This window comes from Haliea sp. (assembly GCF_040221975.1).
Lineage (GTDB): Bacteria > Pseudomonadota > Gammaproteobacteria > Pseudomonadales > Halieaceae > Haliea.
In genome coordinates, this window is record NZ_JAVJWR010000013.1 from 244,827 (window position 1) to 260,886 (window position 16,060).

Genomic DNA, 16,060 nt, shown 5'->3' on the forward strand with positions numbered 1-16,060 from the left:
CTGTCCACGGAATTCCCCTCTGTTAAGCAATATTTTTGTGCTTGCCAGGGGTAGAGACGCGGCGCGCCGGAAATGTGGCCAGAATTCAGTAAAAAAACTTGAGGCGGGTGCCAATGGTGCGGGGTCGCAGGCTGTTGACACGGCTGCCGCCGGCATAACTGTTGCGCAGGATCTGGGCATCGTTGTCAGTGAGATTCTCCACATAGAAGCCCAGCTGCCAGCCCTGTGCCATCACGCCCAGTCCGAGATTGACGTTGCTGTAGGCCGCATTGTCAGGGGTAGCGAAGCCCCCCGGCGCGGCGGCGCCGGCAGAACCGGAAAACCATGCCGGGGACGCGCCCACGTACTGGGCGTCGAGACGGGCATAGAGCTCCCTGCCGCGCCCGATCGACCACTCGTATTGCAGCGAGCCGGCAAGCTTCAACTCGGCGGAACCGGGCAGGATATCCCCTGCCCGGGCACCGGAGCGCAACCCGTCCCCGAGGTCAATGGAACGGATACTGGCGTCCTGCAGGGTCACCGCGAGATCGGCACTGAGCCCGGGTAGCGGCATGGTTGCCAGCTCCAGTTCCAGTCCCCGCGACACCGCGCGCCCGGCGTTGGTGATGAAACTGAGACCGTCCGCGGGCCGGCTGGCATCAATCTGGATATTGTCCCAGTCGATATGGTAGACAGCGAGATTCACCAGCAGGCGCTGGTCGAACCAACCGCTCTTGAGGCCGACTTCGTAGTTGAGGGTGGTATCCGGTTCGTAGCCCTCCGGGATTTCCTGTCCCGGCGGCGAGTTGCCCGCGGCCGCCTGGTTCGGGTTGACCTGGCCGATCCGGTAGCCCTTGCTGACACTGGCATAGAGCATGACATCGGGATGGGGAGTGAAGGACAGACCGGCGCGCCAGGTCACGCCGTGATCGGTGTTGTCGTTGGCCAGCGACGACTCTCGCACTACCCGGCTCTCCAGGTCGAGCACCTGCCGCGCGGGCTCCCGATAGCGAACACTGGTGTCGAACAGGCGGGCACCCCCAAACAGGCGCCAATACTCGCTGGGCTCGTAGCCGAGGTCGCCGAAGACGGCAAGCTCACTTGACTGCAGCCGGATAACCGAGCTGATCAGGTTCTCGGTGGGCAGGGCCTGCTCAAGCTCATGGGCCAGGCCCGGCAGACGAATGTTGAATCGGACCAGGCTGCTGCGATCGACGAAGGCCGTCCCCGCCACCCAGTCAAGCCGGTCCTGGCGGTCGCCGACGAGGCGGAATTCCTGGGTAAAGAAACGGGTGCGCCAGGGGTCGTGCTCGGCCAGCAACGGCACGCCCAGGCTGGTGAGCCCCGACCCCTGGGTAAATACCGCCGTAGTCGACTCCTGGTAACTGGTGGCCGACAACAGGCTGGCCAATCCGGGCATCTCGTAGTCGATGGCAAGGTGGTAGTTGCTCAGGGTCGATGGTCGCCCCTCGGCGATCAGGGAGGACTTGCGAAAGCGACCCAGGGCTGGATCCCAGCTGTCGCCGTCCTCCGGCTGGCTGTCCTGGTGGATCAACTCGAGGTTCAGCGCCAGCCGTTCCCCGGGCTGCCAACGCAGCGCGGCCCGCCCACCCCAGTCCCGGGTGCTGTTGTCAGTGTCGAGGCTGATGTTCCTTACCCAGCCGGCTTCGTCCCGGTAATAACCCACCAGGCGCAGGGCGAGTTCGTCCGTTGCCAACGGCAGATTCACCATGCCGTCGTAGCGCTGGCGCCAGCCGCTGCCGCGGGTGTGGCCGAGATCAATCCTGCCCAGCGCTGCGCGTGCGCCGGCGTCGGGCTTGTTGGTGATAATCCGCACCGTCCCGCCCAGGGCACCGGAGCCAAACAGCGTCCCCTGGGGGCCGCGCAGGACTTCCACCCGGTCAATATCGAACAACCTCAGGTCCGGTTGCACGACCGCGCCAAAACTGTCGACCAGAGGCGTCTCATTGAGGTAGACCGACACCGGGTCCTGGGAATTGCTGCCGAAGACGTTGGTGGCAATACCGCGAATGGTGAACACACCGCGATTGCGGTTTGCCTGGAACAGCATGACGCCGGGCAGCAGCCTGCCAAAATCCTCGACCCCATCGGCGCCCCGGCGCTCCAGGCCGGTGTTGGTCAGCACCGAAAGCCCGATAGGTGTCGACTGCATCCGCTCAGGGCGCCGGGATGCGGTCACGATGACCTCCTCGCGCAGGACGGTAGCCACCTGGGCCACCCTCGGGTCGGGGCCGCTGTCGGGCTCCGCGGCAACGGCAGCGCGCGCTGCGATAACCACTACCTGGGGCGCCACCCGCTGCGCTTCCAGCCCGGTTCCCGCCAGCGCCGCCTGCAGGGCCGCATCCAGCGTGAACCGGCCCTGCAGGCCCGGACTGGCCAGGTTCTCCACCAGTTCCGAGGAGAAGATGATCTGCACGCCAGTCTCGCGGGCGATGGCCAGCAGCGCCTGCTCCAGGCTGCCGGCGGCAATGGCGAGGGCCTGCGGTGAACCGCTGGCCGCCAGGCAGCGCACCGCGGGCAGGCCGGACACCAGCAGCGCCAGGGCCAGGATACGCGCCCAGACCGATACTGCGCGAGCCATTCTCGGAACAGTCACCCGCCGGGATTCAGGACGCGGTGATCAGGATCCCGCCGTCGGCCGCATGTACCACGGCGACGGGGAAGGCGGCTGCCAGTCCCTCCAGGAAAGCATCCACTTCACCGACCCGGAAGATGCCGCTCACCCTGAGGTCCGAGAGGTGCTCCCCGCGGAACTCGATGCGCTTGTTGGTATAGCGGCCGACTTCGCGAATCACCGCCGGCAACGCCTCGCCACTGAAGCTGACCACGCCGGAGCGCCACTGCAGCAGGGATTCCACGTCCACACCGCTGTCGCGCAGGGACAACCCGCTGCGGTCGAAGTCGAGGACCTCCCCGGCACCGAGCACCGGTGAAGTCCCGGCGCCGGTCGCATCCCCGGGCGACACGGTAACCCGCCCTTCACTGACCGCCAGCCTGACCCGTTCGTTCTCGAGACTGCGCAGCGCGAAGCGGGTGCCTACCACGCGCACGGTGCCGGCACCGGTCTGCACCTCAAAAGGCCGCTCCGGGTCCGGGCGTACATCAAAGATCGCCTCGCCCCGGGCGAGCCGGACCTGCCGGCGCTTCCCGGAGTAGCTGACATCCAGCACGCTGTCGGTATTGAGAAACACGGTGGACTCGTCCGCAAGTACCACCAACCGCTGCTCGCCGACGACTGTCTGGTAGTGCTCTCCCGCACCCAGCAGCGGCCACAGCAGGGCGCCACCCACCAGCACCACAATAGAGGCCGCCAGTGCCACCCAGCGTCCGTAGCCGCGCGAAACCGCTGCGCCCCGGTCGACAGGGACCACCTCCGCCGGGCTGTCAGTCCAGAATTCGGGCACCCCGGCGGCGCTCCAGAGCCGGGCGCAGTCCGCATAATCGGTCTCGTTTCCGGGCTCCAGCAGCCACTCCTCAAAGCGCGCCATCTCGGTATCCGAAAGGTCGCCGGCACTGACTTTCTCATACCAGTAGGCGGCTTCCGATACCGGCCCGATGGCGCCGTCCTCCCGACCCGACGCAATCATCATGACAACCCGCCAAGGGCATCCTGCAGGCGGGACAGCGCCTGCACCACCCAGCGCCGGACGGTACGCTCCGACACCCGCAATTCGGCGGATACCTCGCGGTAGGTCATCCGGTTGACCCGGTGCATGAAAAACGCCTGCCGCTCACCATCACTGAGCGTGTCACAGGTGCGTTGCACCAGGCGCAATTGCTGGCGCAGGGACTCGCTTTCCTCGGGACAAGGCCCGCTCGCCTCCAGGGTCTCGCTGTCCAGCGATACATGCAGGTCCAGGCTGCGAACATACTTCTTGCGCAGACCGTCATTGACCAGGTTGGTGGCCACGGTAAACAGGTAGGCCTTTTGATTCTGACAACGGCTTTCCAGATCAGTTTGCCGTGCCAGGCGCAGGTACAGTTCCTGCATTGCGTCCGCCACATCCTCCGGATCGCGCAGAACCCGCCGGAAGAACCCAAGCATGGATTCGCGGTGCTGCATGTACAGGCGAAACGCAAAACCCTTTTCACCTACCTCAACAGAGCGAGGATTTTCTGCCGGGGGACAATCGGCCGCCCGCCCTTCGCTGTCTGCATTCACGCGATGGTTCCACCTGTAACTAACCCAATTGGCGCCAATATACACCTCTGAGCGATGCAGGTCATCGGTGCGGGCCGATTCCGGGCGTGATCAGGCACTGCCGCCCCGCCTGTGCCTTTCTCCCGCAGCCCTGCTTCGAGGCGGCCATGGCGATGATCTCGCTGCCCATGTAACGCACCTTCAACGCCGGCTATTTTGGTCACTTGATGCTCACAGCCCCGAACGTATGCCCGCAGGAACGGCACTGCCAACCTAGGCTGGCGAGGAAAGGAAAAACCGGTTGCCATGGACGACAAGGACTTTTCGCGGCGTTGAACAGAATCGTTAATCTGTTTTTAATCTTTCCGACAGGTGTTTTTAAGACACTGCCGCTACTCTTTGCTCTGGTTAATCATGACCAACAAAGGGAGCTTATGAAAAACATCAAACCGGGATTGCTTGCTCTTTCCATCGCAACCGCATCACACGGTGCTTTCGCATTCCAACAAGGTGACATCATCGTTCGCGCCGGGCTTGCGAACGTCAGCCCGAACGATTCCTCGTCGAACATCTTTGTGGGTGGCGACCTGGGCGTGGATCTGGCAGTGGGAGACGACACCCAGCTGGGCCTCAACTTTGCGTATTTTCTCACCGACAAGCTGAATATCGAAGTACTCGCAGCCACACCATTCACACACGACGTGGACTTTGGTGTCAACGATCCACTCGGAACGGGCGATCGCCTGGGCGAAGTCACCCATCTGCCGCCCACCGTCACCCTCAACTATTACTTCAATATTCCTTCCAGCGCATTGCAACTCTACGTGGGCGCGGGCTTGAACTACACGGTCATTTATGACGAAAAGTTCACCGGCGCGAATGACGCGGCAGGACTGAAAAATCTCTCCCTGGACAACTCATTTGGGTTCTCGGCGCAAGTCGGCGTGGACTACATGATGAACGACCAGTGGTTTATCAATGGATCGGTGCGCTGGATCGACATCGACACTGAAGCGTCATTCAACCTCAACGGAGCCCCGGGACGTGTCGACTCCATCGAAATCGACCCTATGGTCTACACCCTTTCGTTAGGCTACCTGTTCTAGCAAGCGAAATCTCTGTACCTGACATGGTTTTCCAACAGAGCGATCTTCCAAACCAACAGTAGGAGTTAACAGATGAAATTCAAAACATTCGTGGGCGTCTCTGCACTCGCGTTGTTGTCCAGCCAGGCAGTGGCCAGTGCCGTTGTTGTCAATCAGGGCCTCTCTGAGCAAGAAGTACTGGCCGCCCAGAGGGGCTGGTGCAGCGCACTGGTTGAGATCAGCAAGACCCACGAGGAGAAAGGCCAGGCAGCGGCCAAAAGCCTTGCCAAAAACGTCATTGATTCCGCTTACGGCTACCAAATGGGTGCCGTTTTGTTCAAACCCACACTGACCGTAAAACCGCAAACCTTCCGTCCCACCAGCGAGGGCGCGTTGTCCTATTTTGTCGGCGGTGACCCCAATTTCCCCAGCGACTCAGGTTTCGCGCTTAAAGGTTGGCAGAAGTGTGAGATTGACAACAATGCCGTGTTCATCGCGGGTGACAGTGCGTCCACGATTGGCAAGGTGCATTTTACCGCTGAAGACGGCAGCGTCACCTCGGTGGATAAGACCTGGGGCTTTGTCAAAGATGACGCCGGTGACCTGCGAATCGTGCTGCACCACTCCTCGCTTGAATACCAAAACTAACGTCAGCGCGACTCTCGTACCGTAGCGACAACTGCAGGTCTCATGTCAGCGCCCGACCCAGGACGGGTGCTGATTTCTCGATACCCTTTGCGCCAGTCCGCAACCGACGCCACGGCGTCGCAGCACTTAGGGATCCAGGCCCTCCCTGGTAGCAAGCCGGTATCCGTTACCCCGCAATGTCTGGATCACAATATCGGAATCACCCGCCAGCTTCCGTCTCAGCCGGCTTATATACACATCAACAATATTGGTTTGCGGGTCACTGTGGGTTTTCCAGACACGGTTTAGAATGCGCTCTCTCGACAAGACCTTTCCCCGGTTTTCGGTTAGATACAGAAGTAGTTCAAACTCGATCTTGGTCAGCGATATCTCGACGTTTCGCAACCGCGCTACCCGTTCTTCCAGAGCCAACTCCAGCGTCCCGACCTCCAGCCTGCCCCGACCCTCCGGCAGCGGTGCTCCCGCGCGCCGGCGCAGGGCCGCAATGCGCGCCAGGAATTCGTCGAAGTCAAAGGGCTTGCACAAATAGTCGTCGGCGCCCTCCTGCAAGCCCCTGACTCTTTCACTGACATCGTCCAGGGCGGTCAACACCAATATCATGGGTGGGTTGGGCAGCGCCTTGATGACATTGATGATCATCAGACTGTCCTGTGAACCGAACAGGCGGTCAAGCACGACGATCTGGGGCGAGTGTTTGCGCACGCAGGGCACCACTTCATGCAACTCAGTCAGCGTTGCGCACTCATGACCCTCCGCGCGCAGCCCGCGAGACAGGAAATGGAGGAGCGGCTCCTCGTCATCCGCAAGCAGGATATTCATGACAGTGTCTCAGTGGGCAAGGTGAAGGAAAAACACGAGCCTTGCCCCTGCACCGATTCAACCACTATCTGACCGCCATGGGCTTCTACAATGGCTTTGGCGATAGATAGCCCGAGACCCAGGCCCTGATTGTGTTTGCTGAAACGGACAAATCGCTCGAATATATTATCGACTTCCGCTGCCGAAATCCCGCCTCCCGAATCCTTGACCGAAATCGTCACCAGCCCCTCTCCGCCGCGGGCTGCGATCTCAACCGGCATGCCCGACTCTGAATACTTGGTCGCATTGTCCAGCAGGATGGATACGACCTGCTGAATACGCAGCTTGTCAATAGACACAAGAACGTTGTTTACCTGCGGATCAACAGTCATCGTATAAGCACGGTCAGGGTTGAGCTTTTGCCACTTTGCGATTTCCTGTTCAAGCAGAGGCCTCACCTCAAGATTGGTGCACTCCAGATGGAGCTGACTCATTTCTGCCCGCGTCAACAACAGCAAGTCATCCACCAGCCGGCTCAGCTTGACCGATTGGTCAAGAATAGCCCGCAGCGTTTCTTTAAAATCGGCTTCAGAGGCTGACTGCAGGCGCAGCGTTACCTGTGCCTCGCCGCGAATGATTGTCAATGGGGTACGCAACTCGTGGGACACATCGGCGATGAACTGGCGTCGGCGCGAATCAATCTTGGTCAGCTGCAGGTTCGCCTCGGTCAGTTCACTCGTCCTCTGCTTGACGTCAAACTCGAGTTTTTTCCTCGATTCCGACTCGTTTTCTTCATGCTCCTGCAAACGAACCGCCAATTGGTTGATCGACACTGCCAAAGACTGGAACTCGTCATCCAGCCTAACGGCTATCGGATTGTCGTAATGCCCTGAGGCTATCGCATCGGTTGCGCCTTGAATCAATACAAGCGGTTGGTAAAGCTGATTGAAAAGCCAATAGCAACCGTAGATGATCAATGGAAGTGACAGGCCAGCGAGGCCGATCGTGAACCAGACGATAACGATGTTCAACGTGTCGATCCTCGCATTGATAGCGGCAACCACGCGACTCTGCCGCGACACGGCCGCATTGATCGACTCTCTGAACTGGTCATCAATCGTGACCTCCAGCAGATTGCGCAGCTTTTCCTGCTGGTCGAGTGGCAGCCTGTTGTTGCTGACAACCACCGCCTCAAACTCACCGATAATCTGATCAATAAGCTGCACAAGCTGGTCGGTATCTTCGACGCTACCCTGCGTGATGTCGAAACCCAGGGCCTCGCGTTGTTCGAACTCCAACTGCCGGATTCTGTCCAGGGACTCTTCAATCGACGTTTGTTTATTGCGCACGAACGCCTGATTGGCGTTGCGACCGAAAATCACCTCGTCGGTGAGTTGCTTGAACAGTCGATAGGACGTGCTCGAGAGTTTCTCATGCTCGACGAGCAAAGACTGGGCAATGGTGCTTTGCCGAAGGTTTTCCCGGGTGAGATGCGCCGATATCGCGGTGCTTATCAGAGCCACCAGCAGGATAAACGCAGTCGTGAAACCAAAATAGAAGAGCTTTCGTTTATACATGATTCTGTGTCTTGGGAAATTGGACGTCTACTGCGCGCAAGACCACGGACCGGAATGTTTTTCTCTCGGTGACTGTCGCGATCAAGCTTTATACCAGATCGGTGATGCCCATGCTCGCCGCTGAATCGAGGCTCTTCACCATTAACAGGGTTTTGTGAATATCGGGCTATCCCCGTTAAGTGGGTAGAGCCTAGAGCCATAAGGTCTGCGAGGAGAAGTCCGGCAAAAGTCCGGCACTGGGAATGCTGAAACAAAAAACGGCTGACACGTGATGCGCCAACCGCTTGATAAATAAGGGAATTTTGGCGCGCCTGGCACGATTCGAACGTGCGACCGCCTGGTTCGTAGCCAAAAAGCTAATTTATTAACCCTTTATATTTCAATTATTTAGATATGGTCCGCCCTCAATTCACCCCGTGTCGCCCCGCAGACGCTCGTATAAACTCTACGCTCGATAATTGATCCATGATTCATTGAAACGGGATTTACGTGAGGGACAGATTCACCTACGGCGATAATCCCCTACCAAGGCCCTCAAACACCCTTCCAGACACCGGCACATACCGGCACAACAGCAATTTATCACCTCTAACCGATAATATAGAATCTTCATTATCGTCTATAACCAATTTTTTAATAGATTATTTATTGTATATAAGCTATAAATGGATAGTCTATTAGTCGTATATAGGTGATAAATTGCGCACTGCCGACCGGGCCATCGCCCGCAAAAATCTCGATGAACGTCTGAGTTCTCTCAGAATTTCAGACAGCTTTGCGCGCCCGCCAAAAGGCTGGGTCCGGGCGATCCGCGAGGCGCTCGGCATGACCACGGCGCAGCTCGGCAAGCGGATCGGCGTCACCCAATCCCGCGCCTTTGACATCGAAAAGGCGGAAGTTTCGGGCAAGATCACCATGGACTCGCTGGAGCGGGCCGCCCATGCCCTCGATTGCCGCCTGGTCTATGCCCTGGTTCCGCGTAAACCGCTGGAATCCATCGCTGAAGAACGCGCCCTCGAACTCGCCAGGAAAAAACTCGAATACACCAGCCACAGCATGGCGTTGGAGAATCAGCGCGTGAACCGGGAGAATGAAGAGCGCCAGATCAAGGACCTCGCCAAACGCCTCCTCGAAAAATCAGCCTCGGCCCTGTGGGAGCAAGAATGAACGGCCCGTTCGATCAACCGGATGATGCGGCTACCCCGCTCGATGAGGAGGAAAAAGTAGGACTCATCCCCTCCTACATCACCACGCGCGGCGAACTCAACGAAGCCGAGCAGGCCAATATCCTCGAAGCCGCAGAATGGGCCTTCGCCAGAAAGCGCGATGTCCTGGAGGAGCGCTTTCTGGATAATCTGCATACGCGTATGTTCAAACATGTCTGGAAATGGGCGGGCACACACCGCCGCACCGGCAAAAATGTCGGGGTCGATGCCTATCAGATCCCGACCGAACTCCGGCGCATGATCGATGATTGCCGCTACTGGATCGAGCACGAGACCTACCCGCCCGATGAAATCGCCGCGCGGTTTCATCACCGACTTGTCTGGATTCATGCTTACCCGAACGGCAATGGCCGCCACGCACGGCTCGCAACCGACCTCCTCCTCAATTCACTGACCCAGCCCCCCTTTAGCTGGGGCCAGGACAACTTGGTCGATGCCGGAGAAACCAGACAGCGCTACGTCGATGCCCTACGCGCAGCAGACAAGCATGACTTCGCCCCACTCAACGCCTTCGTGAGATCGTAACCCCCACCAGCCGGGTGGGGTACAGGGGCAGCGCACCCAAAAGCGCCGGGGCCGTCAAAAAACAACAAAACCAAACAGCCTGTCCCTGCCAAAAACCCCCATCCATGAATAACTTGCTCCTTTATCTCAACAAAAAAATGGCCCGCGACAGGCGTCCGAAATTTCTGTAGACGTATCAATCACCCCGGCAACGTAAATTCCCGCAATTGAGATAACTACCCGAGAACACGGGCAGAGCATCGCATCCGCCGACACTCGTCTTTCTATTAGCCTGGTAGTCCTGCCAAATGGAAATTCAAGCTGCGCGTCGGTACTCATGATGTAGGCCACCGACATGAGGAATCGCCACGACATTTCTCTGCTCTGGCGATTCTGCATATTCCGGCGAACGTGACCGCCCGTTCCGGGCATCGTGACCGACTTGCACACCGGTGCTCGCTGGCCAACGTAGTTTTACACTGACCGGTCACGTTCGGTCAATTTGCTAGTGGTTTTCCGCATGGATTCGCCGGTGAGATTTAGCCGGTAGGCACCATGCAGTAGCCGGTCCAGAATGGCGTCCGCCAGAGTCGCCTCGCCGATGTATTCGTGCCAGTACTCTGTCGGTAGCTGGCTGGCGATCAGGGTGGATCGACGCCCATGGCGGTCTTCGATCACCTCCATCAGATCGTTACGCTGGGCGGCGCTCACCTTCTGGATTCCCCAGTCGTCCAGGATCAACAAATCGGTCTTGAGCAGCTGATTCATCAGCCGTGGATAGCTCCCATCACCGTGGGCAATGCGCAGCATCTCGAACAGCCGCGGCAGACGCAGGTATCGGACGCTGTAGCCTCGTCGGCAAGCCTAGTTGCCGATGGCACAGGCCAGCCAGGTCTTGCCGCAGCCGGTGGGCCCGGTCAGGCAGAGATTCAGCGATTTCGGTATCCAGTCCAGCAACAGCAGTGAGGCGACGCGGCTCTTGTCCAGACCTCGGGGATGGCGGTAGTCAATATCCTCCACGCAGGCGTTTACGCGCAGCTTGGCAGCCCGCAGTAGGCGCCCCAGGCGGCGGTTCTCCCGGTAGAGGACTTCCCGGTCGACCAGCATGGCGAGGCGTTGCTCAAAGCCCAGCTCGCTGGCAGCGGGTTGTTCCAGTTGTTCTTCCAGTGCCTGCAGCAGGCCGGTCAGGCGCAGAGTGTGCAGGTGCTCGCGGGTTTGTTGCATCAACATGGTGTCTCTCCTCGTGTTAGTGGTAGTAGTAGGCGCCGCGCACATTGCCGTGCAGCGGTAGGTCGGCTTGCAGATGGCTGTCGCCTTCCATCGGCTGCTGGTCCAGCCCCTGCTTGAGGATGGAGGCAATGCTCTGGTAGTTGATCGAGCGGAGCGTCAATACGCGTTGACAGGCGCGTTCCAACCGGTCCTTGCTGTAGCGTCGGCTGAGGCTCAGCAGGCCCAGGCAGGCGCGGTACCCGTGTTCGGGATGGCGCCGGCTCTCCAGTTGCTGCTGCACCACCTGTCGGGTGCAGGGGCCGATGTCCACGGCCCAATTCAGGAAGCGCCCTGGCGACCACTCCCGGTGTGCCCGGTGGGAGCTGGGCATGTGATCCATCAGCGTACTGAACCGCTCCTGGCCGCGGCGACGGTGAACTGCCACCCGGTTCCCCTTATGCAGAACCTCCACCGTTTCGGCCGTCAGGCGCACATCCAGCGTCTGGCCCACCAAGGCATGGGGCACGCTGTAGAAGCGCTTGTCGACGCTGATGTGGTAGTCGATGCCAGGCTTGGCCTTGCACCACTCCGCGTACTCGTAGGGCGCCACGGGGAGCGGCCTGAGGGCCGGGGCATCCAAGCGTTCGTACAGGTCCCGGCGGCAGACATCCTGTCCCTGGAGGGGCCGGTTGTTCAGGTCTGGCAGCAGGTCGGCAATGGCCCGGTTGAGTTCCGCCAGAGTGAAGAAGGTGTGGTGACGCAGGCGGGCCAGTATCCAGCGTTCAACGATCTGCACTGCCACTTCGGCCTTGGCCTTGTCCTTCGGCTTGCGGGGACGGGCCGGCAGTACCGCCGTCCGGTAGTGGGCCGCCATCTCGGCATAGGTCGCGTTGATCTGCGGCGTGTAGCGGTTGGGGTCGGTGACCCCAACCCGTAGGTTGTCGGGGATCTGCAGCTCGGTGACCCCACCGAAGTAGCGGAAGGCCCGCTGGTGGGAGGCGATCCAATCCGGGAGGCCCTGACTCCAGGTGGCCTCGGCGTAGGTGTAGCTGGAGGCGCCGAGCACCGCCACAAAGACCTGTGCAGTGCGTATTTCACCCGTCTGCCGGCAGACTACCGGCACGGTGGGGCCGCAGTAATCGATGAAGGTCTTCTCACCGGCACGATGTATCTGGCGCATGCTGCGCCGCTGCTGCTGGCGCCATAGCCGGTAGCGGTGACAGTACTGGCTGTAGCGGTAAGCCGCTGCCTCATGTACGGACACGTATTCCGCCCACAGCAGTTGTAGCGTCACGCCCTTGCGCTTGAGTTCCTGGTGGATGCCGAAGCAGTCCGGTTCGACAAACCGGGAAGGTGGTTGCACCGCCGGGAACAGCAGGCGCTCTATCTGGGCCTCGTCGGTGCCCTCCGGCGCAGGCCAGCCAATCCCACGGGCCTCGGCGAGGTGGAGGTACTTGCAGACCACACCTTTGGAGACGCCACAGGCCCGGGCGATCTTCTCGTTACTGAGTTTGGCCTCATGTTTGAGGCGCAAAATATCCATGATCTTAAGCATTGGAATCCTCGATGCGGGCATTCGTCCCTCCTGGCAGGCAAAAGGGAACGGGTATGCCGTAATTTCGTTAAGAATTCCAGCGAGTTAGGTGAGATTCCGGACGAACGTGACCGCCGGTTCCGGCAACTTGACCGACGATTCCGGGTAAAGCCCAAAAATCGGTCACGATGAAACGGAATGGGCGGTCACGATCACCCGGAACAGGCGGTCACGTTGAAACGGAATGAGTGGTCACGTTGGTCCGGAATACGCATCCACCAGGGAATACAGGTTCGCGCTGGCTTTGACGCCCTTGACCGAATCGCTAAAAATCCAGTTTTTCCGTTTATGCAAAGCTTTGCATAAACGGAAAAACTGGTTGTTTGCTGGATCGCTACGGAGTGGGCAGCGGGCGGCGAACGTGATGAGCCTGATCCAGAGCGCGAAGATCAACGGTCTCGACCCGCAGGCTTACCTGCGCGATGTACTTGAGCGTCTACCCAGTACGAAGTACTCAGCGATCGACAGCCTCCTACCGCACAACTGGAGTTCGGCTATCAAGGTGTAATCGCCGGACGCTTACTCAGGTTCGACGAAGATTCTGAGCAACGGAACTTGCCTCGAACATTATCCCGCGAAATCATTGAGTGGATACCGGATCGGCGTCGGACAGTTTTACTTACTCCTGCCTGATTAACGCCTGGGCAGCGCAAATAAAGTTAGGGATGTGCATGTAGGGCAACACGTTGAGCTTGAGGTCGTTAGCCTTACCGTTAGCAAAACCTGCGAAGACAATGTTTGCAGCGCTGGCATTGCGCACATGGGCCCAAACCTGAAAGAACCTCAGGGTTTTCTGATCCACCGGCTCCCCGCCTGCTGCCAGGTAACACGTCATAAACTTGTCCCAATCAATTCCAGCCCCAGTGGTCAACTGCACATAGGCAAGCTCCTCTGCCGGATCACCAATGTGCGCATACTCCCAGTCGAGGATGACCGAAAGCTCATTCCCCTCCAATAATATGTTGTGAAACCCTAGGTCCCCGTGAATCAGTGCAGGCTTGCCCGGGCGTTCCGGTAGGTGATCGAAAAGCCAACCATATAGCGCTGCTAAAGCCGGTGATGGGCTATGTGTCTCTGATCGCCAATAGCGATACCAATCACGCAGATAACGTTCAACGTTTTCCCGGCGTGACATTTCCCAGCGCTCAAAATTGATCGATTCAGTAAGCTCCCCGAGTTCCGATAACACCGGAAGTGTATGGAGACGAGCCGCATGTCGCGCCAAGACGTCTGTAAGCGTTTCCGGTATATCTGTCGTGGCACCGAAAATGCTTCCCCCTAAACGGCCCTTAGAGCGACGCATGACTATAAAGTGCCCGCCAGGTAGCAAGCGGTGCTCCGTATCAAGCCACAGCACTTCCGGAGACAGGTAGCCGATTTTGCGCAGTACCTTGATGAGTTCGTATTCCCGTGTAAGATCGTGACAATCGTTGTGTGACGCTGCGGTGTCACTAATCTCCCTACGAATCACGAACTCGCCATTCAGGCTGCCACCCGTGCTACCAAACAAAGTCGTTTCTTTTCCAAAACCGCCCGACAACGACTCCAGAAACGTGACTTCGATCGTCGGATCATTAAACCTGTCACGCAGGTAGTGGCTGAGCTTTCCCCGGGATATTCGCACGTTTTCAAAACCATCGACGGCATCTGCGTCGGGGCCCACCTGATTGAGCAAGTCAGCAGACTCGAAGTCGACGAGAAGATGTAGTAGATCTTCCTTCCTCGAGGGATGAACCGCACTACTGCCCTTGATCTTACTAACAATGTCTTCGGTTTTACTCAGCGAGTTCCGCCATAGCGCCTCCAATGTCGGTAAACGCGCATCCTCATCAACTTCGTTTTGATACACTTCCAGTTCTACGAGTTCATCTTCGATATCAACAGCCGACTTGGATGCGATCGATTTTATTGACGCCAGTAAAACAGAAAGTTGATTGAACTGCTCCCTCAGTAAATCTTCACCCCGTGAATCGCGCTCTCGAAGCAAGCGAAGGGCGTATGCGATTGCCTGGGCAGGCGAGCCCTCGATGCCGCGATCCGGGAGGTTCTGGCTCAACCTTGCGAACTCACTACCGATTACTGCGTGAATCCGACTCGAAGGTGTCAACATTGATGTTCCTCACATGATCAGGCTGGTTATTTGAACTGAGTGGCACTCAAGGCACCGGTTATAGCGTTAGGGGCGATTCATATGCCAGACATAGTCGTTCCACTGCACGTCCTGGGAGTCGCCCCAACCTTTACGGCCACCCATACACCACTCAACCAGTCCCATATGAACATTGACATTAGACCACCCCGACCAGTTCGTCTGGCTGACAATCCGCCCGGTGATGCGATAGACATCTCCGGCAACATCCTCAAATTCGTACTCATGGGTCAGAGGTCGGCAGAGAGGAAGATCCCGCTGAGTGATCTTGGAGGAACGCACAATACGCCGCGGCTCTTTGTCTACCAACACCCAACCATCTCTGAATATTTCATCGGGAGCTTTAAGCGCCCCTAACCAATCCGGATTGCGTTCGGGATCGTCATGGGAGCCGATGTTAAAGGCGAACCCGTCGCCAAAGGTACCCGTCACCCAAGTGTAGGGTGGGCAGTATTGAGGTCGCTCCGGCCGCGACTCTCCCCACGACCTGTCGCGCACAGAATATGACTCAATCTCATATTCGCGGCCACGTAGCACGAGTCTTCCTGTCGCGTGCATCACCTGTTCAAAGTGCTTGTTATTCGCGCGCATAATCGGCGCGCCGATGGCGTAAAAATTCACCAGACAGGAAGTCCTGCGATCCGAGTCACTGAAGGACAACCGCAAATGCTCCAATGGCTTAATGACCTCGACACGCATGCCATTGGGAAAGCGAATATCACTACCATCTCCAACTATTTTTTCAGACGAGTTGAAGTCCTGGATGTCGAAAAGTTCACATTCTAGGTGCTGTGATTTAATACCCTGGTAGATCATCAGCCCACCGGTGACGACCCCAAGATTGGGATGAACCCAACAGTAGGCAAAACAATTGATTTGCGCTTCGGGAACATGAAAATTCCAAAACCAGGTCTCGGTCATTGAATCTTCTCCAATGCCCGCTATCCCGCCGATGCCTGATGCGTGTAGGAACTCGTCGCCAGGAACAGTGATCCTGCCCACCAGTGATGGACACCGACTGGAGCGAGTAAACTACGCTACAGAGGTGAATCATGACAAAGCAAACAGGAAACAAATCCGCGCCACGGCGGAAACACGCCCCGGAGTTCCGCGCCGAAGCGCTGGCCCT

12 protein-coding genes and 2 pseudogenes are annotated in these 16,060 nt (G+C 58.4%); 5 read left to right on the top strand and 9 right to left on the bottom strand.

The annotated features are described in order from the left end of the window. Window positions 1-85 precede the first annotated feature (85 nt). Genes RLO07_RS04880 through RLO07_RS04890 form a run of 3 tightly spaced genes read right to left on the bottom strand, consistent with a single transcriptional unit; the run spans window position 86 to window position 4,162 of the window. Complete coding sequence (locus RLO07_RS04880) at window positions 86-2,581, bottom strand: TonB-dependent receptor (RefSeq protein ID WP_462291010.1); 2,496 nt, start codon at window positions 2,579-2,581, stop codon at window positions 86-88. A 25-nt stretch (window positions 2,582-2,606) separates the two neighbouring features. Then, window positions 2,607-3,590 (bottom strand): FecR family protein, encoded by a 984-nt coding sequence (locus RLO07_RS04885; protein ID WP_462291011.1) that lies wholly within the window; start codon window positions 3,588-3,590, stop codon window positions 2,607-2,609. After that, window positions 3,587-4,162 (bottom strand): RNA polymerase sigma factor, encoded by a 576-nt coding sequence (locus RLO07_RS04890; RefSeq protein ID WP_462291012.1) that lies wholly within the window; start codon window positions 4,160-4,162, stop codon window positions 3,587-3,589. Before RLO07_RS04890 ends, RLO07_RS04885 begins: the two co-directional genes overlap by 4 nt. Before the next feature lie 413 nt (window positions 4,163-4,575). On the opposite strand from RLO07_RS04890, the gene RLO07_RS04895 reads away from it, so the two are divergent. Beyond that, a complete protein-coding gene (locus RLO07_RS04895; RefSeq protein ID WP_462291013.1) occupies window positions 4,576-5,247 on the top strand; it encodes an OmpW/AlkL family protein in 672 nt (223 codons plus the stop codon). A 72-nt stretch (window positions 5,248-5,319) separates the two neighbouring features. Continuing rightward, the gene (locus RLO07_RS04900) at window positions 5,320-5,874 is read left to right on the top strand and encodes a hypothetical protein (protein WP_462291014.1); all 555 of its coding nucleotides are present in this window, start codon (window positions 5,320-5,322) and stop codon (window positions 5,872-5,874) included. A gap of 126 nt (window positions 5,875-6,000) precedes the next feature. On the opposite strand, the gene RLO07_RS04905 is transcribed toward RLO07_RS04900, so the two are convergent. Both RLO07_RS04905 and RLO07_RS04910 read right to left on the bottom strand, forming a co-directional pair. Continuing rightward, window positions 6,001-6,693, bottom strand: a complete 693-nt coding sequence (locus RLO07_RS04905; RefSeq protein WP_462291015.1) for a response regulator transcription factor — start codon at window positions 6,691-6,693, stop codon at window positions 6,001-6,003. Further along, window positions 6,690-8,249 carry a HAMP domain-containing sensor histidine kinase gene (locus RLO07_RS04910; protein ID WP_462291016.1) on the bottom strand — a complete coding sequence of 520 codons (1,560 nt, stop codon included), beginning with the start codon at window positions 8,247-8,249 and terminating at the stop codon, window positions 6,690-6,692. Before RLO07_RS04910 ends, RLO07_RS04905 begins: the two co-directional genes overlap by 4 nt. 699 nt (window positions 8,250-8,948) lie before the next feature. Here RLO07_RS04910 and RLO07_RS04915 point away from each other — a divergent pair. Both RLO07_RS04915 and RLO07_RS04920 read left to right on the top strand, forming a co-directional pair. Then, window positions 8,949-9,416 carry a mobile mystery protein A gene (locus tag RLO07_RS04915; protein ID WP_462291017.1) on the top strand — a complete coding sequence of 156 codons (468 nt, stop codon included), beginning with the start codon at window positions 8,949-8,951 and terminating at the stop codon, window positions 9,414-9,416. Next, entirely contained in the window at window positions 9,413-10,000 is a 588-nt protein-coding gene (locus tag RLO07_RS04920; protein ID WP_462291018.1) for a mobile mystery protein B, read from the top strand. The genes RLO07_RS04915 and RLO07_RS04920 overlap by 4 nt, the downstream gene beginning before the upstream one ends. A 453-nt stretch (window positions 10,001-10,453) precedes the next feature. On the opposite strand, the pseudogene istB reads toward RLO07_RS04920, so the two are convergent. Further along, a pseudogene (istB, locus tag RLO07_RS04925) lies at window positions 10,454-11,209 on the bottom strand (IS21-like element helper ATPase IstB). A gap of 16 nt (window positions 11,210-11,225) precedes the next feature. Beyond that, window positions 11,226-12,764: an IS21 family transposase gene (gene istA / locus RLO07_RS04930; RefSeq protein WP_462291019.1), complete on the bottom strand. Its 1,539-nt coding sequence runs from the start codon at window positions 12,762-12,764 to the stop codon at window positions 11,226-11,228. A 325-nt stretch (window positions 12,765-13,089) separates the two neighbouring features. Here istA and RLO07_RS04935 point away from each other — a divergent pair. Beyond that, window positions 13,090-13,290 (top strand): annotated as a pseudogene (locus RLO07_RS04935) (transposase domain-containing protein); the annotation flags it as partial. Between the two features lie 111 nt (window positions 13,291-13,401). Here the strand turns inward: RLO07_RS04935 and RLO07_RS04940 are convergent. Then, window positions 13,402-14,838: a phosphotransferase family protein gene (locus tag RLO07_RS04940; RefSeq protein ID WP_462291020.1), complete on the bottom strand. Its 1,437-nt coding sequence runs from the start codon at window positions 14,836-14,838 to the stop codon at window positions 13,402-13,404. A 120-nt stretch (window positions 14,839-14,958) separates the two neighbouring features. Then, on the bottom strand, window positions 14,959-15,852 hold the full coding sequence (locus RLO07_RS04945) for a DUF7064 domain-containing protein (protein WP_462291021.1): 894 nt from the start codon (window positions 15,850-15,852) through the stop codon (window positions 14,959-14,961). Between the last annotated feature and the right edge of the window lie 208 nt (window positions 15,853-16,060).